25 protein-coding genes, 1 pseudogene and 1 riboswitch are annotated in these 23,998 nt (G+C 36.4%); of the genes and pseudogenes, 16 read left to right on the forward strand and 10 right to left on the reverse strand.

From position 1 onward, the window contains the following. Positions 1–6 precede the first annotated feature (6 nt). The 9 genes from icmF to JN080_RS21315 all read left to right on the forward strand — a co-directional run bounded on the left by icmF (position 7) and on the right by JN080_RS21315 (position 9,223). A complete protein-coding gene (gene icmF / locus JN080_RS21275; protein ID WP_256237981.1) occupies positions 7–3,282 on the forward strand; it encodes a fused isobutyryl-CoA mutase/GTPase IcmF in 3,276 nt (1,091 codons plus the stop codon). A 37-nt stretch (positions 3,283–3,319) separates the two neighbouring features. Further along, positions 3,320–4,504: a thiolase family protein gene (locus JN080_RS21280; RefSeq protein WP_256237982.1), complete on the forward strand. Its 1,185-nt coding sequence runs from the start codon at positions 3,320–3,322 to the stop codon at positions 4,502–4,504. Between the two features lie 162 nt (positions 4,505–4,666). Then, on the forward strand, positions 4,667–5,068 hold the full coding sequence (locus JN080_RS21285) for a PaaI family thioesterase (protein ID WP_256237983.1): 402 nt from the start codon (positions 4,667–4,669) through the stop codon (positions 5,066–5,068). A 380-nt stretch (positions 5,069–5,448) separates the two neighbouring features. Beyond that, positions 5,449–5,640 (forward strand): hypothetical protein, encoded by a 192-nt coding sequence (locus JN080_RS21290; protein ID WP_256237984.1) that lies wholly within the window; start codon positions 5,449–5,451, stop codon positions 5,638–5,640. A 951-nt stretch (positions 5,641–6,591) separates the two neighbouring features. Beyond that, on the forward strand, positions 6,592–6,783 hold the full coding sequence (locus tag JN080_RS21295) for a hypothetical protein (protein WP_256237985.1): 192 nt from the start codon (positions 6,592–6,594) through the stop codon (positions 6,781–6,783). Positions 6,784–7,142: 359 nt separating this feature from the next. Continuing rightward, entirely contained in the window at positions 7,143–7,292 is a 150-nt protein-coding gene (locus JN080_RS21300; protein WP_256237986.1) for a hypothetical protein, read from the forward strand. A gap of 202 nt (positions 7,293–7,494) precedes the next feature. Further along, positions 7,495–7,938, forward strand: coding sequence for a JAB domain-containing protein (locus JN080_RS21305; protein ID WP_256237987.1), 444 nt, complete (start codon positions 7,495–7,497; stop codon positions 7,936–7,938). A gap of 307 nt (positions 7,939–8,245) precedes the next feature. Then, on the forward strand, positions 8,246–8,521 hold the full coding sequence (locus tag JN080_RS21310) for a hypothetical protein (RefSeq protein ID WP_256237988.1): 276 nt from the start codon (positions 8,246–8,248) through the stop codon (positions 8,519–8,521). 198 nt (positions 8,522–8,719) lie between these two features. Continuing rightward, positions 8,720–9,223 carry a hypothetical protein gene (locus tag JN080_RS21315; RefSeq protein ID WP_256237989.1) on the forward strand — a complete coding sequence of 168 codons (504 nt, stop codon included), beginning with the start codon at positions 8,720–8,722 and terminating at the stop codon, positions 9,221–9,223. Positions 9,224–9,337: 114 nt separating this feature from the next. Here JN080_RS21315 and JN080_RS21320 read toward each other — a convergent pair whose 3' ends face one another. Continuing rightward, complete coding sequence (locus JN080_RS21320) at positions 9,338–10,693, reverse strand: DUF6946 family protein (RefSeq protein ID WP_256237990.1); 1,356 nt, start codon at positions 10,691–10,693, stop codon at positions 9,338–9,340. A 1,168-nt stretch (positions 10,694–11,861) separates the two neighbouring features. On the opposite strand from JN080_RS21320, the gene JN080_RS21325 reads away from it, so the two are divergent. The 3 genes from JN080_RS21325 to JN080_RS21335 all read left to right on the forward strand — a co-directional run bounded on the left by JN080_RS21325 (position 11,862) and on the right by JN080_RS21335 (position 14,228). Next, positions 11,862–12,014 carry a hypothetical protein gene (locus JN080_RS21325; RefSeq protein WP_256237991.1) on the forward strand — a complete coding sequence of 51 codons (153 nt, stop codon included), beginning with the start codon at positions 11,862–11,864 and terminating at the stop codon, positions 12,012–12,014. A gap of 147 nt (positions 12,015–12,161) precedes the next feature. Then, the gene (locus JN080_RS21330; RefSeq protein ID WP_256237992.1) at positions 12,162–12,566 is read left to right on the forward strand and encodes a DUF2085 domain-containing protein; all 405 of its coding nucleotides are present in this window, start codon (positions 12,162–12,164) and stop codon (positions 12,564–12,566) included. A 426-nt stretch (positions 12,567–12,992) separates the two neighbouring features. Beyond that, positions 12,993–14,228: a DUF1173 family protein gene (locus tag JN080_RS21335; protein WP_256237993.1), complete on the forward strand. Its 1,236-nt coding sequence runs from the start codon at positions 12,993–12,995 to the stop codon at positions 14,226–14,228. A 311-nt stretch (positions 14,229–14,539) separates the two neighbouring features. Here JN080_RS21335 and JN080_RS21340 read toward each other — a convergent pair whose 3' ends face one another. Together JN080_RS21340 and JN080_RS21345 are read right to left on the reverse strand one after the other, a co-directional pair. Beyond that, positions 14,540–15,367 carry an ATP-dependent DNA ligase gene (locus JN080_RS21340; protein ID WP_256237994.1) on the reverse strand — a complete coding sequence of 276 codons (828 nt, stop codon included), beginning with the start codon at positions 15,365–15,367 and terminating at the stop codon, positions 14,540–14,542. An 88-nt stretch (positions 15,368–15,455) separates the two neighbouring features. Next, positions 15,456–15,689 (reverse strand): hypothetical protein, encoded by a 234-nt coding sequence (locus JN080_RS21345; RefSeq protein ID WP_256237995.1) that lies wholly within the window; start codon positions 15,687–15,689, stop codon positions 15,456–15,458. A gap of 189 nt (positions 15,690–15,878) precedes the next feature. Here JN080_RS21345 and JN080_RS21350 point away from each other — a divergent pair, with 189 nt between their 5' ends. After that, on the forward strand, positions 15,879–16,055 hold the full coding sequence (locus tag JN080_RS21350; RefSeq protein ID WP_256237996.1) for a helix-turn-helix domain-containing protein: 177 nt from the start codon (positions 15,879–15,881) through the stop codon (positions 16,053–16,055). 307 nt (positions 16,056–16,362) lie between these two features. On the opposite strand, the gene JN080_RS21355 is transcribed toward JN080_RS21350, so the two are convergent. From JN080_RS21355 to JN080_RS21375, 5 genes and pseudogenes are all read right to left on the reverse strand, one after another. Then, positions 16,363–16,536, reverse strand: coding sequence for a hypothetical protein (locus JN080_RS21355; protein ID WP_256237997.1), 174 nt, complete (start codon positions 16,534–16,536; stop codon positions 16,363–16,365). Positions 16,537–17,301: 765 nt separating this feature from the next. Beyond that, positions 17,302–17,394, reverse strand: a complete 93-nt coding sequence (locus tag JN080_RS21360; protein ID WP_256237998.1) for a YjcZ family sporulation protein — start codon at positions 17,392–17,394, stop codon at positions 17,302–17,304. 55 nt (positions 17,395–17,449) lie between these two features. Continuing rightward, entirely contained in the window at positions 17,450–17,587 is a 138-nt protein-coding gene (locus tag JN080_RS21365) for a YjcZ family sporulation protein (RefSeq protein ID WP_256237999.1), read from the reverse strand. Between the two features lie 467 nt (positions 17,588–18,054). Next, a pseudogene (locus tag JN080_RS21370) lies at positions 18,055–18,177 on the reverse strand (YjcZ family sporulation protein); the annotation flags it as partial. Positions 18,178–18,775: 598 nt separating this feature from the next. Then, positions 18,776–19,267: a hypothetical protein gene (locus JN080_RS21375; protein ID WP_256238001.1), complete on the reverse strand. Its 492-nt coding sequence runs from the start codon at positions 19,265–19,267 to the stop codon at positions 18,776–18,778. Positions 19,268–19,903: 636 nt separating this feature from the next. Here JN080_RS21375 and JN080_RS21380 point away from each other — a divergent pair. Continuing rightward, the gene (locus tag JN080_RS21380) at positions 19,904–20,386 is read left to right on the forward strand and encodes a DUF2975 domain-containing protein (RefSeq protein ID WP_256238002.1); all 483 of its coding nucleotides are present in this window, start codon (positions 19,904–19,906) and stop codon (positions 20,384–20,386) included. A 10-nt stretch (positions 20,387–20,396) separates the two neighbouring features. Then, positions 20,397–20,615 carry a helix-turn-helix domain-containing protein gene (locus tag JN080_RS21385; protein ID WP_256238003.1) on the forward strand — a complete coding sequence of 73 codons (219 nt, stop codon included), beginning with the start codon at positions 20,397–20,399 and terminating at the stop codon, positions 20,613–20,615. Between the two features lie 391 nt (positions 20,616–21,006). On the opposite strand, the gene JN080_RS21390 is transcribed toward JN080_RS21385, so the two are convergent. Further along, complete coding sequence (locus tag JN080_RS21390) at positions 21,007–21,465, reverse strand: hypothetical protein (protein WP_256238004.1); 459 nt, start codon at positions 21,463–21,465, stop codon at positions 21,007–21,009. Between the two features lie 360 nt (positions 21,466–21,825). Continuing rightward, positions 21,826–21,909: riboswitch (cyclic di-GMP riboswitch) on the forward strand. Positions 21,910–21,936: 27 nt separating this feature from the next. Between JN080_RS21390 and JN080_RS21395 the strand changes: the two genes are divergently transcribed. Continuing rightward, entirely contained in the window at positions 21,937–22,050 is a 114-nt protein-coding gene (locus JN080_RS21395) for an anti-repressor SinI family protein (RefSeq protein ID WP_256238005.1), read from the forward strand. Positions 22,051–22,489: 439 nt separating this feature from the next. On the opposite strand, the gene JN080_RS21400 is transcribed toward JN080_RS21395, so the two are convergent. After that, on the reverse strand, positions 22,490–23,095 hold the full coding sequence (locus tag JN080_RS21400) for a hypothetical protein (RefSeq protein ID WP_256238006.1): 606 nt from the start codon (positions 23,093–23,095) through the stop codon (positions 22,490–22,492). Between the last annotated feature and the right edge of the window lie 903 nt (positions 23,096–23,998).

A 23,998-nucleotide genomic window follows, 5' to 3' on the forward strand; every position in this document is an offset into this window, starting at 1 on the left:
TAAAAGATGGAGACAGAAATTTTTCGCCCCACAAATAATGTTCGATTTGTTACTGCCTCGGCATTATTTGATGGCCATGATGCGGCTATTAATATTATGCGCCGCATCCTTCAGGATTCAGGTGTGGAAGTAATCCATCTGGGACATAACCGTTCTGTAGATGAGGTTGTCAATGCCGCAATCCAAGAGGATGTCCAGGGGATTGCAGTGAGCTCTTATCAAGGCGGCCATGTGGAATATTTGAAGTATATGTATGATTTACTTCAGGAAAAAAGGGCAGGCCACATTAAGATATTTGCAGGCGGCGGCGGGGTCATCGTTCCTTCTGAAATAAGGGAATTGCAAGAATATGGAATTGCAAAAATTTTTTCACCAGATGATGGACGGGACCTTGGGTTACAGGGCATGATCAATCATATGATTCGGGAAAGTGATTTTCAAACGCCAAGGCAACTTGAACAAGAAATTGCCGGAATAAATGAGAAAAACTGGGGCGCCATTGCGAAGTTAATTACCATTGCCGAAGAAATTCTGATGGAAAATAAGGGGGAAGAAATGGTTTCCGCTGCTTTGGAACGATTGCTGGTAGAAGCTCCAAAGGTCCCTATTTTAGGAATTACTGGAACAGGGGGAGCGGGAAAGAGCTCACTGACGGATGAGTTAGTTCGCCGTTACTTGGAACAATTCCCGGACCGTTCCATTGCTATTATATCCGTAGATCCTTCCAAGATGAAGACAGGGGGAGCATTATTAGGTGACCGAATACGGATGAATGCCATAAACAACCCTCGCGTCTATATGCGCAGTTTGGCTACCCGGGGGTCCAAGTCCGAGTTAAGTAATGCTACAAAGGAAGCCATTAATGTCGTCAAAGCAGCCGGATATGATTTCATTATTGTAGAGACGAGCGGCATTGGACAAGGGGATTCTGAAATCGTTGAAATTTGTGATCTGGCCATGTATGTAATGACAAGCGAATTTGGAGCTGCCACACAGCTTGAAAAAATCGATATGATTGATTTTGCTGACCTCATCGTCATCAACAAATTTGAACGACGCGGGTCAGAAGATGCTTTGCGCGACGTGCGCAAGCAGTATCAGCGCAGCCGTCAGCTGTTTGAAGTCCCTGATGATAAGCTTCCTGTATTTGGAACGATTGCAAGCCAATTTAATGATCCCGGGACAAACGTTCTTTTTGCAAATTTAATGAAGCTGGTCGAAGAGAAGACGGATCGCAGCTGGTCAACTAATTATGACAGCGAAATTCAAAAAGTAACGAAGCAAAACTTAATTATCCCGCCAAACCGTACCGGCTATTTAGGAGAAATCGTCCAAACGGTTTATCAATACCGTAAATTTTCGGAAGAACAAGTCAATCTTGTTCGTAAGTTGTACCAGTTGCGAGGAACCAAGGAATTAATCGAGGGTAACAGTACGAACGTGATGTCAAAGGAAGAAGCGCAAACCTTTACGGCGAAGCTGGATGAAATGATTGCTCATTATGAACTAAAGATTGATCCGGAATGCAAAAAGATGGTGGAAGAGTGGCCGAAAATTAGGGAAGCCTACCGGCAAAATCAACTAGTTACAAAGGTTCGGGATAAGGAAATGGTTACTGAGCTATATACCGAATCATTATCCGGAAATAAAATCCCCCGGGTAAGTGTACCCAATTTCGAGGATCCCGGGGAAATTCTCCGTTGGCTCTTAAAAGAAAACCTTCCTGGTTATTTCCCGTACACAGCAGGGGTATTTCCGTTTAAACGTACAAATGAAGATCCGAAGCGCCAGTTTGCTGGAGAAGGGACACCGGACCGCACGAACCGCCGCTTCCATTTTCTTAGTCAAAATGATGAGGCAAAGCGGTTATCGACTGCATTTGACAGTGTCACCTTGTATGGGCAGGATCCCGATTACCGGCCTGACATCTATGGGAAAATTGGCAACAGCGGTGTAAGTGTCTGTACATTGGATGATATGAAGAAGCTCTATAAGGGATTTGATCTATGCCACCCATCGACAAGTGTTTCCATGACCATTAATGGACCGGCACCGATCATTTTGGCGATGTTCATGAATACGGCCATCGAACAGCAGTTTGAAAAGTTCGTTGAGAAAAACGGGCGCCAGCCGAACGAAGAGGAATTTGGAAAAATCAAGGAATGGACACTGCAAACAGTAAGAGGCACAGTGCAAGCGGACATTCTAAAAGAGGACCAGGGGCAGAATACCTGCATCTTCTCAACGGAATTTGCCCTAAAGATGATGGGGGACATTCAACAGTACTTTATTGATCATAAGGTCCGTAACTACTACTCCGTTAGTATAAGCGGCTATCATATTGCAGAAGCGGGAGCAAATCCTATTTCGCAATTGGCGTTTACCTTGGCGAATGGCTTTACCTTTGTAGAATATTATTTAAGCCGGGGCATGCATATTGACGATTTTGCACCGAACCTGTCTTTCTTTTTCAGCAACGGATTAGATCCTGAATACACGGTTATGGGACGGGTTGCGCGAAGGATTTGGGCAACGGGCATTAAAAATAAATACGGCGGGAATGAACGCAGCCAAAAGCTGAAATATCATATCCAGACATCGGGCCGCTCCCTCCATGCACAAGAGATGGACTTTAATGATATCCGTACAACCCTGCAAGCATTGATAGCCATTTATGACAACTGTAATTCCTTGCACACGAACGCATTTGACGAGGCGATTACAACACCGACAGAAAACTCTGTCCGAAGGGCGATGGCCATCCAGATGATCATTAATAAAGAATTGGGTATCGTGAAAAATGAAAACCCGCTGCAAGGAGCTTTTATTATTGATGAACTTACGGACCTGGTTGAAGAAGCAGTATTAGATGAATTTACACGGATTCATGATCGCGGAGGTGTGCTGGGCGCGATGGAAACACAGTATCAACGCGGGAAAATCCAAGAAGAGTCCCTTTACTATGAACACAAAAAGCATTCTGGAGAGTTACCAATTATTGGTGTCAATACATTCATTAACCCGAATGCAGAAGAGAATACTTATGAAATTGAGTTAGCACGTTCGACAGTAGAAGAAAAAGAAACTCAAATTCGAAATCTTAATGAATTCTGGGCTAGAAACAAAGAGAAATGCCCGGGTACGCTTAAAAAGTTAAAGCAAGCGGCCCTTCAAAACGGCAATATTTTTGAAGAATTAATGGAGTGCGTAAAAGTAGCATCCCTTGGTCAGATCACAGCAGCCTTATATGAAGTCGGAGGACAATACCGTAGAAATATCTAGTAAACCAAAATAACAAGAGAGACGGAGGACAATGAATATGGAACCAATTTATATCATTGAAGGAGCAAGGACGCCAATTGGTACGTTCGGTGGGGGACTAAAATCAATTACTGATATTGATCTTGGAGTAATTGCAGGAAAAGAGGCACTCTCAAGAAGTGACATTCAACCGAATGAAATTGATCACGTATTCTTTGGAAATGTGATTCATACATCAAAATCAGCTTCCTATTTAGCGCGGCATATCGCTTTAAAAGCAGGCATTCCAGAAGAAACCCCGGCATTGATACTAAGCCGGGCATGCGGATCTGGTATGCAATCGATCATTTCAGCTACACAATCTATTATGGCAGGAGACGGACAAACGGCACTTGTCGGTGGAACTGAAAATATGAGCCAGTCCCCGCATGTACTGCGTCAAACACGTTTTGGTACCGGTTTAAAAGCGCCTGAACTTGATGATATGCTTTGGGCAACATTGACTGATGAATACATTGGTTGTGGCATGGGAGTAACAGCTGGAAATTTAGCGGAGCAATATGATATTACTAGAGAAGAACAGGATGAATTTTCCGTTTCTTCTCATCGAAAAGCAGCTGCTGCTACGAAATCTGGACGATTAGCAAAAGAAATTGTACCTATTGTTATTTCAGAGGGGCGTCGTGGGGAAAAGACAATCAAGGAAGATGAACTTATCAAACCGGATACATCGATAGAGAAACTAAGTAAATTAAAACCCTCTTTTAAAAAGGATGGTACGGTAACCGCAGGAAATGCAAGTGGAATTAATGATGGTGCTGCGGCCCTTGTCGTTGCATCAGAAAGCTTTTTGAAACAGCATCCAACTGTAAAGCCGCTTGCCAAAATAAAATCATGGGGAATCGCCGGTGTAAATCCAAACGTAATGGGTATCGGACCTGTTCCAGCCAGTAAACTCGCTGTTTCGAGAGCTGGACTCTCCTTAGCCGATATTGACTTGTTTGAATTAAACGAAGCGTTTGCAGCCCAATCCCTTGCTGTTATTAAGGAACTGAATATCGATCCGATGAAAGTAAACGTTAATGGCGGAGCAATTGCACTAGGACATCCAGTTGGAGCAAGTGGTGCGCGTATTGCCTATTCACTGGCGCTCGAATTGCATACACGTAATGCACGTTATGGACTAGCGTCCCTTTGTATTGGCGGAGGTCAGGGTATTGCTATTGTGATTGAAAAAGTATAACTGTTTTCTTCAGGGGAGTAGTAGGAACTAAACACTATAATTATCCATTCCTTCAGGATTAAAAATAAAGTCAATCTTATTAAAGAGCGGGTCTCTTTTTTTAGATTGTACATTATGATTGAGACCACTTTTAAACGTAAATCTATTTCTGGGGTGAGAACAATGGAAACCAAGTTTATAAAAAACCAATTTGATAATTTATTAAATTGTCAATACGAAAGAATAAGTGAAACTAATTTAAAAGTAATTTTGCCAGTACAGTCATTATACTTAAATACAGTAGGAGTTGTTAATGGGGGGATCATTAGTTTACTAGCTGACCTTGCGATGGGTAATACATGTGAAACATTTGAAGTTGAAAACAACTGCCAGTCCGTTGTAACAGTGGATCTTAAAACAACTTATTTAAAAGGAGCAAAAGGGGAGCTCCTTATTGCGGATGCTCATTTAATAAAAAAGGGGAAAACCCTAAATCATCTGGATTGTTTTATTTATAATGACCATAACGAACTAGTCGCTAAGGCAACGGGAATTTTTGCTAACCTGTCCATGAGTCAGGATTAATATACGGTACATTCATGTTAATAATTTACTTATTTAAACTACTTCGAATTCTGCATAATAGGTTGGGGTATTAATTAGTTTGGCACGAGAAAAATCGTTTGAAAAAGGAATAAAATAAATCTCCTTTTATCTTTCAATTTGATAAAAGGAGAAATAATCCTACATTCTATTCGAGTCCTTTTTGATATTTATTATAATAAATCTAAAAAATGAAGAGAAGTATAATACCAGAAGGGTATCAATTAAAGAAAGAAGACATTAAGACTGAGAAAAATCATATTGAGAAAGATCCCGTTGTTAAATTGGAATATAAAAACGGAGAATTTGGATTTTACACTATTCAGCAAAAAATAGATAACAGTCAAAAAGACTAGCTAGAAATGTGGGACTTTGAGAAAACAGATTCATATATGCTAAAAAATTATAAAATTGATTATGACCATTCAGATGACACCAATATTCAAGGAATGAGAATATCAGTTTCAGAAAAAGGTTATAAAATCGTTATGATTGCAGATGTTTTGTCCAAAGAAGAAATGGAAAAAATACTGCTGTCTATGATTAAAAAGTAAATGGGACTTTTAAATATGAGAGTAATCATTCTACATACCCCCTCAATATTGAATGATAATAGGTCATAAAGTGATCACTTAAAAAGTCGGTTCCTTAACGTACAGGGAACCGATTTTTTTAGGTTGAGGTTCGCTTAGCGTACAAAATTCGCGTTTTTTGCTTTGGACCCCAGAAAGGTTAGAATTGGGGATACACTTTAAATGGCTACTGGATTATCTAGGTCAAGACTTATCAAGGCTTCTACTGTACCCATCTTAAAATTCTTATGGGTTTTAACCAAAGTTCCCAAAGTACATATGTATAGGAGGAATCAATGTAAACTAAACTTAATAAACTTTAGCATCATGAAATCCTTAATTCAAAAGTTTTGATAGTAAATATTTATAAATAGTAGTCACTCCTATTTTATTTTCCTTAAAAACCCAGCCTTAAGGCTGCATTTTTTCTTTAGAATTAGAGATTTAAAGATTTAGGATAAAGGAATATAGGAATTAAATTAGGCGGCAGCACTACAGACTGATCAGAAAGCAAAGAGCGCTTTCTGTCATTCTGTACGTGTCGCTTCGGTATTAAATGGACCGATAACCACGGCCTGTAAAGAAAGGGAAGGGCGCCTTTCTTAACAATCCGTAGGTTCCTGTTCCATTTACGGCAAGCCGCCATACCGAACGAGCCGAAAACCTTTAAGACCTTGGGCTCCTCGCCCAAACCCAGCCAACGGTAGCCCGTTGGATCGCTTTATATGCTCCTCAGCCCAAGTTTAGTTCCTTCTTTGTTCTCCTCATTGTAATCGTTTGCTCATTAGGGCAGTCAAGGGTGCTACGCTACGCTTCGCAAACTTTGTGAACTTTTTTAAGAAGAGCGCTTAAAAAACTTCACAAACTTCAAGCCCGTTGACAGCCCTTTTCGCAAAGATTTAGAGAGGTCAAACAAAAAAGGAGTGATGGAGAATGAAAGCAAGTTATTATGGGTTGAAGGTTGCAAAGTCAAGCACAGGCTATTATGTAGGAAGATTCTTTCAAGAGGACGAAGTTATCACTCAGTTTGTCCGACTTACCGATGATTTCAGCAGCAAACAAGAAGCCATCGAGTGGCTCGAATCCATCCTGGAAGAAATCACAGAGAGGAATGAGGGGGACTGAGTTCTCCCTTTTTTTCTGTTATCTTAAAAAGTGTACCGTACACAATGAAAAATTCCCGGCTAACGCCAGGAATCGTGTCGTTTGCTTCGCTTTGCTCCATATGATTTAAAGAGTTTTGACGGCTTTTTGGGGACATCGAATCCCCAAAAAGGCCGACTGCCTCCAAGCTTACGCAAGGAGACAGTACGCGATTTTTATTAACAGTCTTTCAATCGAAATCCTGTTGAATAAAGATCGCTTTTTAGTTAAAAAACTCGGCGTCGAGCCTCGTTTATTAACCGATGCTGCTACCTTTCGGTAGCTATTCGCCTCGGACGCTCAGGCCCTGTTTTTTAATGGAAAAAGGGCTTCGAGCCCTAATGCCATTAGGCGGTCCTATACCTTTAGGTATGTTTGACCGCCACGCTCGGACTGTAGTAAGCCTTCTTTGTTCTCCTCATTATAATGAGTGGGCTTATGACCGTGTGAAGGGCGGGCGCCAGGCAAACAAAATCGGCAAAGCCAAGTAGGCTAAGGGGCAGTACGGAAGCAAAAAACGCTTCCCAACTGCCCCTAAGTCATTGGGCTTTACTCGATTTTGAACGACAACGGGCAAAAAGCCGGCCCGTTGCCTATGCCTGCCTGGCAAGTTCGCTTCTTCGTAAGCGAACCCTTCACACGGTTTGCGCCCATCATTGCTCTCTTCTCAAACAAAGAAAGGGAGTGTTACAAATGGAAAAAGTGTATGAAATTCAACGTATTAAACAAGTCATTCAAGAGGTTGAAGGAGGAGAACAATACATTGTTCGCTCCCCTGAAGATGGGGCGAAAATAGCCTCTCAATTTATTGGAGATGATGATCGTGAAGTATTCTTTGTCATGAGCTTGAATACAAAAAATCGTGTAGTTGCTGTCCATCGTTGTCACGTAGGAAGTCTAAATTCCAGTATTGTTACGCCAAGAGAAGTGTTCAAGTCTGCTATCTTGAATAATAGTGCATCCATCATTGTAAGTCATCAGCATCCATCCCAAAATGTTGAACCATCGAGAGAAGACATTGAGGTAACGCGCAGGTTAGTAGAGGCAGGTAAGATTCTGGGCATCGAAGTCCTTGATCACCTGATTGTGAATGCCAATGCTGAATACTGCAGCTTGAAAGAGAAAGGATACATCTAAGATTCGAAGGAGAGGGGGAAATTCTCCCTCTTCTTTATATCTTCATTTTTTTTGTGGTCGTTCGTCTTGTTTAGGGGCATCGAGCCCCAACAAGACGGCTTCATCAATGCTGCGCATAGATAAAGCATTAAACCCTAGGAAGCTGTTATTGCTCTATTGGTATTGACCAATGAATTTAATTGAACTGTAAATAAATGTTCAATTAAATCGACAAAGATTTTACAATCTTCGATTTATAATGAAGTTTGAACAGATCTATTAATGTCCAAAAAGATTTTCCTACATTTATTATAAGGGAGATGTAATAGTGGATTTTTATGAAAAGCTGCCTACTGATTTTTTAATCGCTTTTTATGATGAAATGATGAAAAACATTGAAAAAGGCTTATTAACAAAAACTATGTATTATGAATTAGGTCTAATCATTTCCGTTGCTAGACGAAGAGGGATAACACTGGGACAACCATGTGACTTTGAACAGATCGTGGATCAAAAGGATCAAAAGGATCTGAATGATTTCATTGAATCTAATTCATCGTCCTCTACAAACATTATCATAACTCCCTTGGCCGTTATGGGTTAGTGCATAATTAACTTGCATACAAGCAATATTATGCGAGAAATCTCATATAATTGGAATAGTTGCGACAAAACTTCTTAAATACTTACAAAAACCAATAGTAGGATTTTTATATTTAGATTTGGGGTTGCTGTTTTGAAGTTGACTTAGTCAACTTTTTGTTTTATTCTATTGTTGACTAAGTCAACATGAGGTGATAAGATGAAAAGCTCAACCAAACGCATCGTTGAAACTTTTCCGAAGTTTAAAGGCAGATTAAAGGCATATGAGAATATTGATTTAGTGAAAGAAGCATTAAAAGGTTTAACTGAAGTAGAAGCTACTTTTTTAAAATTAGCTTGGTTTTTTGAGGCTCCAGAATATGAAAGTTTTAATATACGATGGTTATATGAATATTTGGATGATGAATGGCTTGAATTCGCATTAGAATTAATGGTTCAGTTCTTTCGAGAGGACACGTATTTAATTCAAAAACCAACCTTTTCTATTCTTCGGGAACCAAATGACAATTATTTCAATCAAAAACAGTTTGCTGACTTTTTGTCTGAAAACGGCTTACATTACGATAAACGGAAATTAAATGTGTATTACAGCCGAGGAAAGCTGCCAAAGGCAGATATAGAACTTGCAGGTACCCCCTATTGGAGTAAATTAACAGTTGAAGATTATTGCGAGCAGGAGAAAAGTCGTTTGAAAAAAGGTTAGTAAGCCAGAGTATTATCAATCATAGGAAAAACGGGTAGATTTGCCAGATAAATTTACAGGAGACTAGATAACTAAAACAATATCTGGTCTTTATAGATTTTCTAAGGTAATACTTTAAAAATAATTTTTTCCACACACCCAACCAAAATATACATTAATTTCATTAATATTAACTGGACCAATGATACGATTTTTAAAGGCTTTTAAGTTAAAGAGAGCTAAGAACATTTCGTAATCTTTATATCCATTGTCTTTTTCACTAAAAGAATGAACTAACACTACTGCATTTGGAGCCGTAAATTTCTTTGCAAGGAGAATAGAAGAGACTGTTCTATGTAACAGTTGATAGCGTATTACAGATAGTTCTTCGGAAGATAACTTGTCTAATCCAAGAGTCTCAAGTAGAAAGTTTACTCTTTTTCTTAAACCACTACTGGGTTCTTGACCTAGCTTAGCTCCGGTGGTTTGACCGAAATCCTCACTTACTTTTCCTTCTACGGCAATTGCAACTAACTGTTCTTGTTGATGTGATTTCCCTTTTGCTAAGACAAAGATATCGTTCTGAGAGGCGCGACTACCTCCTGGTAATGGAACCCTATATTCTGGTATACCTAGCAGCATTTCAATGGTTTTAAATAACTCAATTCCAGATGCATGAAATACTGATTCAACATCTCGAGGAAAACCATTTTGTTTTTCCCAGCTATAGGCTAACGTTTTTGCTGAATATCCTGTTTTAAATTGTTTAACCTTATTTGCTAATAGGTCTCCCCAGTCCTCTGGTCCATTGCTAGGTATAAAAATCAACCCGGTTCCCTTGTTATTCGGCTCGTCGTCCTTAGTGCCTTTAAACCAATGATGATATAACTCCTTAATTTCCATAAGGTATTTGTCCTTTCCGCTTTGTACAGGTGGAGAAGGGTGATAATAATCCCATTCTTTTTTGCCTTTTCTACCGAATATAATGGAATTACGGTTGGTGATTGCGTTATACCATTGATTCATGGGAAGTTCGAAAGCCGGAGGATGACCACATCCCCATGCTAAAAGAAACCAGGGGTGATCGATCGATAGGCATTCCTTAATAATTGGATCATTCCAGTGTGTGACTTTGTCTCGAACTAATGTAAACTCTTTTTTGGCACTCTCCATGTCCGGATCCCTTAACGGAAATAAATTATAAATATATAAGCTTCCTTCCAGTCTTTTGTTATCACTATAAAACTCCCTAATCATTCGACTAAGCTGTTTCATTGTTGGATCAAGACTTAACTCCCCACTAACTGTCTTCATACTTGAGTTCAGAAATGTTACCCATTCCTTATTTGATTTTAAGGTTGCTGAACCAGGATTTAACATAATAACCGAACCGATCGATTGTTTAGATTCTCCCCATTGTAGGCGCGTTTTACTTCTCAATATTTTTCCGTCATCCTTCAAGAATGTTCCGATAGCTCTTGGTTCATTCATATTGACACCTCGATTTGCTCAATATCGTTCTTAGTTTCCTTTAATCAATCGAGGTTAAGAAAGCTCCTAATCTCCATTGATTCCATTGATTTTTCCTTTGATCTCTTCCTGATACCATACAATAATCAGAAATCTCGGTGTTTAATCCATCAAAAGATAATGGAATTTGATTTTTGTTAGTAAAAACATGATTAGCAATAAATCTTAGCGCCTCTTGTATTCCAATTAATTCATTGTTTAATAGGATCTTTTCGTTCTAATATACTTGTTCTACAGTGTAAACTTTTAGTTTCTTGCTCCCTGTGATGATGAAATGTAGGTCATCTTCTTTGCTAATATGACTAATGACTTTTTTAAGCATTCCAGAGGCCTTTCTCTTAGATTTAAATGATTTTGTAACCTCAAGAAACTGGGAAATTAAAAACTTCTCGTTGCTATCACTTTCTATGTAAATAATTTTTAAGGTATTACATGAGCCCATTCCAATAGGATAATCTCACAGTCTTTTCCCAGAGTTTTAGATGAGCAGCCAGTTGTGACTCATCTAAAATTCCTCTAATTTTAAATTCGAATAACAAGTTAAAATTTTCACCACATATCCACGTATCAGGAATGAATCCTGAATTATCTTCATAAGCAGTATGGTCATTAATGGCTTGTTTATGGGCGCAATCCCAATAATAAATTGGAATTTTTTCATTTCCCTAGGGCAGTATCTTTTTCTTATACTTATATCAATAAATACATTTTGAAAATTAAAATGACTTGCTTGCTTCGGAATAAGGGCTTTTAAGAATCCCTTTACCAAATAACATGAATTGAGTCCAAGTATATTCTTAAGAATGTTTGTATAATGATCTTCCTCTTGTCCTTGATATTGGAATAGATTCATAGCTTTCTTCCCACCCAAGATTAAATCTTCCTAGATCTATAGTTCAATATTTATTTTCCATTTCCTTTTTGAATAAGCTATAAAAACATACAAGTCAGCGAATATTTCTTATTTTTAATGAAACCTATTTTTGATTTCATTAAAAGTTTTGTACTGGACCAGTTTACCGTTCAAACCGTTTAGCCTTGTATTCTTCCTGCCAGCCTCGCACCCCAAAACAACATTAAACATGAAAGCGCCTTTTAGGGCGCTTTTATTTATTTTTAAGAAGTGGTAATGCGAAGTAGCTTAAAAACAAAGAAGGGGAATAGCATTGATCAGGCAACCAAAGAGCTTGGAATGAGTGCTGATACTATAAAGAAATGGATTGATACAAACGATATTCGATACTCTGTAGACAAAGAAGGGAACTATTTAATTTCGCCATAGGCATTTTCAATTAGAAAAGCCGAAAAAATTGAAAAAATGAATGAGTAAGAAAGAGAGAAAAGAACTCGAAAAAGAAATCGAAGACATGAGAAAATTCGAGGAAGACATCAAGAAGGTGATAAGGGAATTAAAGGAAACAGACGGGATGTGATAAAAGAAATTGCGGACACGGACATGACTGCAGCGGATTCGATATTGGAGGGTTTGATTGTGGTACGTGAACTATTTCATGACATCATAACGCTTCAGTTTGTCCCATGCCATCGGAGAAAATACCGGACCATTTGCATTAACGGAAAATACTTTCCAATTTGCAGTCGCTGCATGTCTGTTCTGCTTGGCTATTTATTCCTTATCCCTTTATTATTATTTCATATTCATGTAGCTTTTTGGTTAGGAATCGTACTTAATATACCGATGGTTGTCGATGGATACACACAATGGAAAAGATGGCATACAAGCAACAATACTCTTCGGGTGATAACAGGTTTATCCGCTGGGATCGGTCAAAGCATTTCATTCCTTTTGATTCATTTACTAACAAAAGCATAAAAGTATGGTTTTACCGAAAACAACCTTAAGGCAATTACAGAGTGTTTATTCCATGTAAAAAATTAGAAATCTCTAATCTTAACAGCGCTCTAAGGCGTTTTTTTTTGGAGATGCCAGCTTGAATGTCCCCCAAAGCTAAGTCATACTTATTCTATGAACCTATCAGAACAAACAAATGGAGATATTCCATTGATTATTTCTTAAATTGGAAATACATCTTTGGATTTGGATATTTTCTTACTCTACATGGATACAACAAGAGAAAAAGCCAGATTAGCTACTGAGGCTTTAGATATGCGGAGGAAAAATGACAATTATAACAAGCAGGTAAACCAGTTTTCGAGCTTCAAATGCAATTATGTACCACTACCATCCTCCCTTCTTTTTATTCTTCCTAAACAAACCAAATGTATAATGGAGGTTTTTATGGCAGGTATACTAGAAATACGCAATGTTAAAGAACAAAATTCAACACAGCTTACCTATCATACATTGTTATCGCTCGACCAAGATTTTAAGAAAGACATGCTTAAGTCTTTGTATGAACAGTATCGTCACAAAAGGATAGAGCTTTTTTGTTGTTGCAATACCAACCCTATTAAAATGAGTGTGAGTTATATAACTGTATCTGATTCTTATTACCTGAAAAGCTTTCCAAAACAAGCAGGAAACCACGCTGAAACTTGTCATTTTTTTACCGAAAACACTATCTCGACAGGTTCCAGCTATATAAAGAACTGCGAGGAAGACGAGGATGGTAATTTTCATGTTAATCTTGCAGCTCATGATTACAAGAAATTAAATAAAAAAGCTGCTCCTACTTCTAATGGAACAGTAACCAACAATGATGGATTGGGGAAAAGTGCTAGTAAACTTACTACGAGCCAACTTATAAAACTGATTGTCACTAAAGCATGGAATGATTATATGTTCTTTCAAGGTAGGACCAAATACCCTACCATTAAAACAATTTTCAATCAGATCATTAAATCCACAACAAAGAAATTTTTTATTTCTAAGAATACTAACATACAAGACTTACTATTTAGTGGAGGTAATACAGGCCGTATTTATTATATAGAGCAATTTTTTAATAATAAGTTTAATCCTTTCGTTTTGTTCCCGTTGAAAGAAATTATAAAAACAGGTGACCAAGTTTTACTTATCTTGGAGAATCCGTTAAATGATAGCAGCATGAAATTTACAGTAAAACAAGTGTTATGGGAAGAGGTTAATAATTCCGTCAATGTCTCAACCGGCCCCTATTTTGTAGGTGGTTTTGTAAAAAGCACAGGACCAGGGCGTGCCCCTCACTTTGTTAGTATTGGCTTGCTCCCCATTAATGATTATGGAGTACCAATTGAGAGTTCTTTTGAGCGCGAAGCATATGATTTATTCTGTTCTCAAAGGCGACTGGTACAGAGACCGATTGACACGAAGTATCATCCAAAATGGAATGGATTAGTACCTGATGGGTTATTTATTGATACGGAACTACCTACCATAGTAGAAGTTTTTGGCATGTCTGAAAGCGATACCGAGTATCACCTGCATAGGCAGTTTAAAATAGACCATTTTTCCAGATTGAAAAGCAACTATGGCCTTTGGTATTGGGATGCGTTTAATAACAGTCCTAAGCCTTCACTGCCTACATTAAAATAAAATAAAAGGAGAGGTAAGGACCCATATTCAGAATTAAAACAATGCAAAAGTTTTTTCATGAAAACCACTGTTAATGACCGCTTTGAGGTAATTTTAAAGGGAAATGGGTATCTTTTTTGAGATATAATCCCTCCCCTTTTAGAAAATGAAATTACTAATTTAAAATCTGTTAAAATGCCACAATATCTTTTCAATCAATTAAAAAAAGGCAATTTAGATAGACCAATAATTTCACTTGTGTTTTATGAAAAAGTACATACTTTAATTAGGTTAAGGTTTAAAAAAGAAGGTCTGTCCAAGCGGACTGACCTTTAAGATATATACTCTACAAAAGAGGGGAGTCTCAATAGACCTGCTTTTGTGTAATTTCTAAACTTTACGCGGCATTTTATTTTGGGTTCTAGGAAGATAAACTTCTTGTTTTCTTCCTTTTTTAGCTCCTGATACTGTTTATAAAATACTTTCTTTGCTTCAGGGACCATAAACTCCATTATCCCACCTGGTTTTAGATGACCATTTTCCTCGACTGAGAGCAACAACCCGAATTTATCTTTCCTTAAACCGGTTACGATTACATCCTTATATTGATAGTTGATGACTTTTAACCAATCTTTTGAGCGTTTATTTATTTGGTATTTCGATGATGCCTTTTTCAGCACAATACCTTCTAGCCCGTTTTGTTTTACAACATCAAAATAAGCTTCTGCATTGCCGTACATCCATTGAACCTTAACAATCGTTTCGGTTTGTTTAAGAACCGAATCGAGGAGTACTTTTCTTTCCACTAATGGAATCGTTAATTTCTTTCCTTCAAAATAGATCATATCGAACACACAATATTGAATGTTGTGTTCAGATCTTCGTGACTGAAATCTTTCCATCATGGCTTCAAAATCTGGTTTACCTTGTGTATCGGTTACAATGATTTCTCCATCTAACACAGTACCGTCAGGAATATCAATATGAAGAAGTTCGGGAAACTTAGAAGTTACTTCGTTATTGTGTCGGGTATAAAGCTTTATGGTGTTATTGAACTTGGAAAGGATCAATCGTATCCCGTCTAATTTAAGCTCCGTTATATATTTATCATCATCAAAGGGATGATAAATTTTGTGTAACAACATTGGTGAAACAAACAAAACATACCACCTCTAACAAAATAGTAACATATAAAACTGCAAATTTACTTTTTCTTACAAATGGTAATTTAAAGTAAAAAACTCTACATTAAGGGATTTGTCCCCTCTTCCAGCACTCTTCTTCATCCAGCCCCCAATCAGCTTGAGGGAGGCTGACGTCAGCTTTTTTATATTTTTCTAAAATACTTCGATACTCTTTTGAGTGTGCAGCCGCAAAAAGTACCGCCCTTATTAGCTGATTTCGGTCTAAATGGGTAGCATTGAAAAGATTGTCTATATAAGATTTAAAACTATCGTTATAACGGACCGTTGGTCGATACATATCGCTTCTATCCTCCTTATACTTGCTTGACGTCATATGACGCCTGCAATGTCCTTAGCAAATGTTATGGATTACTCCTTGTCCAACTTTCCAATAAAAAAATTTAATTTAAAAAATTGGAGATTGTTTTAAAAATGATAAAATTAGACAAAAAGGATAAAAATAATATTTAGCAAGGAGGTAACTGCATTGTTTGGGCTTGTTAAGAGGAGATCCCGGTTCGGTAAATATTTAGATGACCATTCTATTTCGCAACAAGAAATAGCAAATGAAAGTGGGGTTAGTAAAAGTACAATTAGTCGTTTATGTCAGCCTGAAGAAAACGAACCGACTGTAGGGGTGCAAAAAAGATTGTTAGAGCTTTAAAAAAATATGATTCAAAGATAGATTACACAGACTTTTGGGATATGTAGAATCATTTACCTGTTCTAAGGTATCCAGGAGACTTGTACAGTCATTTCAACCCTGTTAGGCTACAATCAATCCCTATTACTTAATTAAAACAATAGCCAAAATAGGCGAATTTTTAAGTAATAAAAGAGTGATTGCCAAATTAACGGACAATCACTCTTTTATTTTTATAAATTGTTTAAAAGAAACAAAACAAAAACCATCCAATAGGATGGCCTTTTTTGTTAACAGAGGGTCATGTTTTTTAATGTTTTAATGTAAATTAGCCTGTTTTACTTTCTTCTAGGGCCTGTTGCCAACTTGGGTAGTAATACAAAGCACTCCGCATTAAATCAGGATAAAGTTGTTTTACCTCTTTTTTCTTTAGAGATTGACCTTCGTTCTGTAACTTCTGGATCTGAGTAATGACTTCCTTTGATGTTAATGGAACATCCATTCTTCATTCCTCCTTTTCCAAGTTCACATTATTATCTTCCCCATTGGCTAACAACTGTAAACATATGGACATATTCATCGCCCCTATGTTTCAGCAAAGCTTAACATAAAAACATTAGCAGTGTGAAGAAATTTGCTCTATTTGGTAGCAACAACGATAAACAGTATTTTGTTTTTTTTTTAAGACAAGGATGGTTAAAATAAATTGCATAAAACCTCTCTTTTTTATGCAGCATCCAGGCTTTTTCAAAAGCCAAAAACGTTGATTTATCATAGGTGTATAAAATCCTGCATAAACGATCAATGTAAGACATGCATTGATCCAAATGTAAAAAGTAGTGATTTCTGGGATATGTAAAAAAGGGTACCCCAAAATTGAGGTACCCTTCTTACGCATTTAAAGGTATATTTTAGACGTTTCAAACTTTCAGCTAGAAAACCATTACTTTATACTCCATTGAATCTATTTGTACTATAGAATAACTTTACTCATTACTTACAGGATTATAAAATTTAAATGTTAATAGCGAGCATAGATCGAATGCTGGATTTTCCAACGCTCGAAATGTGTTTTACACGTTTAAAGTATAATTAAAAACTGGAAATTTGTGGAAATCAACAGAAATTTCCGAAATTTCGAACCGTTTTTTCCTGCCTGATAAATGTACAAGCAGGCGCTCTTCTTACTTGTTTGTTCTTTAGAAGCTTGGAATTTGTCAAACAAAAAAGCCCCTTATAAGGAGCCTTTTTCCCGATCAAATCCATTTTAGTAGAACATAAAAGAAGCCCCAACAATGATCAGGAGAATGAACAATACCACGACTAGCGCAAAACCAGAAGTTCCGTGCCCATCACTCATTTTATAACACCTCCAGCACTAAAGGACTTAACTTGCCCTATTCATACTGTTTGGATTAATAAACCATACTTGCACCTACAATGATCAGGAGAATGAACAATACCACGATTAATACAAAAGTGCTGCCTCCATAGAAGCCACCGCCGTAGCCAAAGCCACCGCAACCACCAAATCCGCCGTAACCAAATCCCATATTTTTGACCACCTATTGGATTCCAAATATAAACACTGTTCTATGTATTTATATTTTTTTAGACAAGAGTTGATTGGACAATCATCATATGTTTAGGTCTAAATCAACTCTTGTCTAAAATACAAAAAACGTCTGCTGTATAAGGCAAACGTTCCTGGGAAGGTAATGTTTATGTTTTATGGCTATGATGGAGTAATAATAACATATGTACAAGAGATTAAAATGAATGGACAAGTGCTGATTTAAGTCAATTCATTTGAAAATTCCTTCTATCTTGATATTACTTAAAAATAAGGCTTAACCCAATGGCTATTAACTTAAACTGATGCATAAGCTAAAGTAGCCGTAAACCCATAGCATAGTCAAACGTATCCCATACCACATCATCTCAATAGGAATAGTCTCAAATAAAAAAGCCCTGCAAGGGCTTTTTTTGTATTTTTAAGATAAGCGTAATTGGTTTTTACTTAGAAACAGATAACTGCTCCAACGATGATTAACAAGATAAACAATACAACGATTAACGCAAAACCGCCGCCAAAACCGAAACCGCCGCCGTAGCCAAAGCCACCACCATATCCGCCGTATCCACCATATCCAAACATTTCATACCCTCCTTTATATACTTAATCCTTACAAAATATGTTGAGAAATTAAGGATGGAAGGGCTCTTTCACTAGGATTTTTTTGAGGACAAAACCATTAACATAATCTGAATTATGTGGCGAGTTTAAATATAAAGGCATAGACCCCGTTCTAAAATAGAACTTCCTCTTTTTATGCAGGATTTTATACAAAATGAAGCGTCAGAGCCGATTTAAAAAGATTCCAAAACCCTTGTTATGACGAGAATGTATAAAATCCTGCATAATCCAGAAAAACGGTCAAACAAAAACCCCTTGTAGCTCAAGGGGTTTTAAATTTGCCAACTTCCTAGAGGTTTTTTTATGTAAACCAAGAATGAATAGGGTATGCATGAGCAAATCAGTTGAATGTAACATATTTTTATAAACGTTACATTCAAAAAAATCGAATGGTCAAGGCCAATATTTTCAACATATTGAATGTAACTTTTTATCCTTTAAGTTATATTCGTTTTTTTACTTAAGACATAAAAAAAGCTGCATCTGCAGCTGATATTTTTAAATTTAACACCCTTCAGTTCAATAACAAACAATTAAAAGCTACTCATAATTCTGATTGGGAATTATTTGCTTTCTTAATTGTTTGTTCAACAATGTACTGATACCCATAAATAATAATTGCTAAAGACACACATATAAAATACCACATAGAACGTGTCATTTTTTTAAACTCAAATATTCCAACTTTTTTATTAATAGCATAAAAAGGAAAAGCACAAATATAATCCAATACTGCATTTGTAATTAAGTATTTGAGAAAACTGCCGTATGTTAGTTTAAACACCCATAGTGTGGTTACAAAATAAGGACCTAATATAAATGAAAAATCCATAGGAACACCAGAAAATAAGGGATTTTTATTTTTCCACCATCTTTTCTTATTAGCAATTACACTAAAAACACTTAGGAATAAATTAATAAAACTTGCTACAGGTAAAAACCTAAAAAATGATTTTTTTCCCATGAAAGGAACAGTCAGCCACGGAATGATTAACATTGCTAATGAGAATGCTATTTGTTTATTATGTTTATACATAAACTTACTCCTTAAACCGTATTTTTAACTATTTAATCAATCAAATTTAATATCCCCGAGATGGAAATAAAATACAATAAACAACTGAAAAATTGATTTAACACAAAAAAAGGGACCTAATGCTAAAATAACGGGTTCTCTTTTGGGGTGCAAAAGTCAATTTCACAATACATTTTTAACGTGAATTCACACATGAATTCACGTTTTTTATTTCCTTGATATTACTACGCTCTTTGATGTTTTTATTAAAATTCAATCATTATTTCGCATACCAATTCTCGAATATGGAAATAATTATTGTACAGTGTGAATTTAACTGTGAATTTAACTGTGAATTAACATGTGATTTTTACTGTGAATTACGAAGGATATTATTTATTTTAAGTAGGTTCTGTTATCTTTCGTTGTTGATTTGCTTTATTAAACTATTTGGTAGTTTTGTTGAACAAGTTGTAAATTTAACATTTTAAAGTTAGAGCATTTCTTTGTTATAAGAAATGCTCTTTATCTTTGTCTGAAATTAAAAGGATATTTCTATAACGATAACAATATAATAAAATACGATACAAATTTATTGTAAAACGATAAATTATGTGTTAAAGTCAAGAATGACATTAAATAAGAGAGGTGCTTTTTATGAAACAAGGAACAACGCTCTTTTTGAAGATAGCTGTTATTCTTATTGGAATCCCAATTCTTGCATTGTGCATATTTTTGGTGCCTAAGATCGGGAACTTTGCTGGAGAATTGTATCCAGATATTGCTTATATGAAATCTCTCGTTTTAATCGATATGTACACGGCAGCGATACCTTTTTACTTTGCTCTGTATCAAGTTTTTAAACTTTTAAGCTATATTGATAAGAACCAAGCGTTCTCGGAATTATCGGTAAAGGCTTTAAAGAATATAAAATACTGTGCCATCACAATCAGTACCTTGTACCTGCTAGGTATGCCACTCTACTATCTCATGGGGAAGAGAGTTGACCCTCCAAGTTTCATACCAATGGGATTGGTCATTATTTTCGCCTCTATGGTGATCGCCGTTTTTGCTGCTGTTCTCCAAAGACTTTTACAAGAAGCTATTAATATAAAATCAGAAAATGATTTAACGATCTGAGGTGAATAACATGGCGATTATCATCAATATTGATGTAATGTTGGCTAAAAGGAAAATGAGCGTAACGGAGCTTTCGGAGAGGGTTGGAATTGCTATGGCAAATATTTCCATTCTGAAAAATGGGAAAGCAAAAGCGGTTCGTTTTTCAACATTAGAAGCGATATGTAAGACTTTGGATTGTCAGCCAGGTGATATTTTGGAGTACAAAAGCGACGAAGACACTCAATAAAAACAGACAACAAATTTATTTAATTAAAGGTAGTCGATAGAGAATTTAAGGGATAGCCAATAAGCTATCCCTTCTTTGCGTTTATTGGCGTTATTTAATCAAAGAATTCCATTGATATTAGTTACAAAAAATATGATGTGATCTGCTAAGTTTGCACCTCAAAGGGAACCCGTTAATGCTAAAATTAGTCCCTTTTTCATTATCTATTTAAACACTCCTGCTCATTAGCTTAAGAAACAAAGGCCTTGTATTTCAATGTAACAAAGCATCCATTATGTTACATTCATTTTTTCTTCTGAATCCATAAATAAAGCTGCTGGTGCAGCCTGATCTTTCTTTAAGTACAATCCTTCACAAATTATTGAAATAAAAAAACTAAAAATTTGGTTTTCTATACTTTATAATTTGATTTTTTTAAGTCACTTATCAATTGAAAACCATATAGAACTAACTCTCTCAAAGTGAGCAACATTAAATATGGAAATTTTTTTATATTAACTAAGGCAATTTTGTAACGTTTTAACTGTTTTAAGCCAAAGAAGGTAAATATTATATGATTAATTGCATTAATGAGTAAATATAACGGAAATTTACCGTAAGACATTTTTAACATCCAAAGAGCAGAAACAAAGTAAGGACCCCAATTAAAAAAGTTCATACTATCTAAGGGACCGATACCTTTATAAATACGCCACCATTTCTTTTTTTCACCGAACATATCTAATGCCTTTGTAAACGTACAAATGAATAGTGCTGAAGGAAGATATTTTTTAAAAGCATTTACACCTAGGAACGGGACGGTTAACCAAGGAAGAATTAGTAGAACTAAAAGTAATTTTGATTTTTTCAACTGTACCACCTCTAGTGTTTATAATGTGTAGTTTTTATAAATTCTAATCTGATGGTTTCATATATGTCTTTTGAATTAAACTGCCACGTCAGCTTAGTAAACAAAAGATCTGCAATTCACCCAATGTAACAAAACACCATTATGTAACATTCATTTTTAGCATCTGAATCCACAAAAAAAGCTGCTCATGCAACCTGACGCTTATTCATCTCAAGCACCCGTTAGTGGGCTAAGCTTGTGCGCATTAACTTCGAATAGCGTCGTATTTGGTAAATTTATTTCTTAATGTCGAACTTTCGGGAACTATATTTGTTCGATATAGTGAACATTTGTAGTAAAATTTATACAATTAATTAAATATTGATTAGAAAGCAAACCTTTCGAAAGATTGGGATGCAAAGCAAACAGGTCTAAGGTTGACGCTATGACGGCTGGGCTGCCTAAAATAGCACACTTTTGGGGGGATTTAGTTTGATTACTCTAGCTACTGAAAAAGAACTGGATAAAGAATGGGTGGAACTTATTAAGGAGGCTTTAGAGTTAGGAATATCAGTTGATGAAATTAGAGATTTTCTTAATCAATAATCGAGACCATAATACGGTCTTTTTTTATTCATTACGATACATAATAAAAGTAAAATTAAGCATTAATAAGAAAGGTTCTTCTTTCATTTATTGAACTATCTTGCCATTTAATAAGCAAAAGATCTACGATTCACCCAATGGAACAAAACATCTATTATGTTACATTCGTTCATGATCTTGATCCATAAAAAAACTGCATACGCAGCTGATAATTTTCTTGAAAGTTCCGACTTATTATATGTAAAATAATGGTACCCCTAAAAATATGAATCCTGTTTTGAGGCTGTTAATTCCTTTCCAGAGGATAGCAGTCTTTTTTTATTTAAACTCAGTATAAGGCTGGCAGTTAGCTTAAATCTGAAGTTCATCTTGGTAGGTCCCCAATATAAAGAAGCGCATGGTAATCCTTTATTGGACCCATGCTTTTGTATGCAAAATATTATAAATTGTTTATAGCCTCGTTAATTTTTTCAATGAGCTTTTCTTTTGTTTGGTCGCTTGGATAATTCCTATAAATTTTATCATGTCCTACTAAATGCTCTAGCCAACCTTCCAATAAGCTCAAATAAGTATCATTTATATGATTAAGACTACTTTGCGAACCTACATAGCCATTACCAGCTAAAAACGTTTCAAATCTTACAGCATATGGTCCACCTCTTGCCCGATTAAACGGAATCAAATGGAGATACCCATCAAAATCAATAATTAAGGAATTATGGTCATGCTCATTTCCTGCAATTAATACCCTTTTTAAGTCTTCTTTCGTAATGTAAGGATTTTTAGGTTTTTCGGTTCTGTGGGGACGTATACTAACAGTTGGATCCGTTAAATCATAACTTGTTGGATCAACCTCTACACTTTTTCCTTCCACTTCAATAAAATCATGAGTCTGCATCCAAAGCTTAGCTGCATAATCATCAAAAGTTAGGTCATCCGACTGGATTTCTTTTTCGTATTTTCCGGTAAACTTTCTAAAAACCCAGTCTTTGTTTAATCTGTGTGTTGTACCAAGCAAATTAGCCACATCAATTGTATACTTCAAATCCTGTCTCCCCTTTCTCTCCATTCACTTAATCACTTCAACAAAAGGATAAATTTTCCTTCAAATTCTTACATTAAGTATTGGCTACAAAAAGCTTATAAATTTTTGTATATCCTTAGCGTATAAAATCTACGTTTTGACTTCGGGACCCGTCACTGTAGTTTCAAGACAGCTAGCCTTAGATTAGTTTTTTTCTTTAGAAATAACGGTAAAAAGCCCTGGTTAATAATCTAAAAATTGCTTTAGCCAGCAGCACTGCAGATTGTAAGAAAGGGGAAAAGCATCCTTTCTAACATTCTGTACGTGTCGCTTCGGCATTAAATGGACCGATAACCACGGAATGTAAAGAAAGAAAAACGCCTTTCTTAACATTCCCTGGGTTCCTGTTCCATTTACGGTTGACGCCGCCATACCGAACGAGCCGAAAACCAGAAAACCAAAAGATTGAAAGATCAAATGAATAAAAGAAAAAAGGAATGCAGCCGAGCCGGCTGCTTTTATTGTTTATTTTTCCCTTTTGCCTTCCGAATCGTAAAACAGCGCAAGCCTTCTAACCTTCCAGCCGGTAGGACACCCGAACCTTTCCGGCTGGAAGCTAAGGAGGCTATTCAATGGGTCAAGGGGCAAAAACTTTTTGCTTAAAAAGCGCACCCCACAGCAAAAAACTTTTTGTGTAAAGAGCGACCTTGACCCCTTGCCTATGCGTGTTTTTCGTTCTTTTTGTAAAAGGGGAAAAATAATCCCTCTTTGGGGAACTAACTCGCTTCGCAAGTCAAAAGAAATCACAAAACCAAACACTTAAAAGCCAAAACTAATTAAAAATCAAAGGAGGAAAAGCAAAATGACAAAAAGCGTTTATGAAAAATTAGAACAGGGTGTAATACCATGGCGCAGGTTACGCAG

Origin of the sequence: Bacillus sp. EB600, assembly GCF_024494385.1 — a bacterium.
Classification (GTDB): Bacteria; Bacillota; Bacilli; order Bacillales; family Cytobacillaceae; genus JAEVLT01.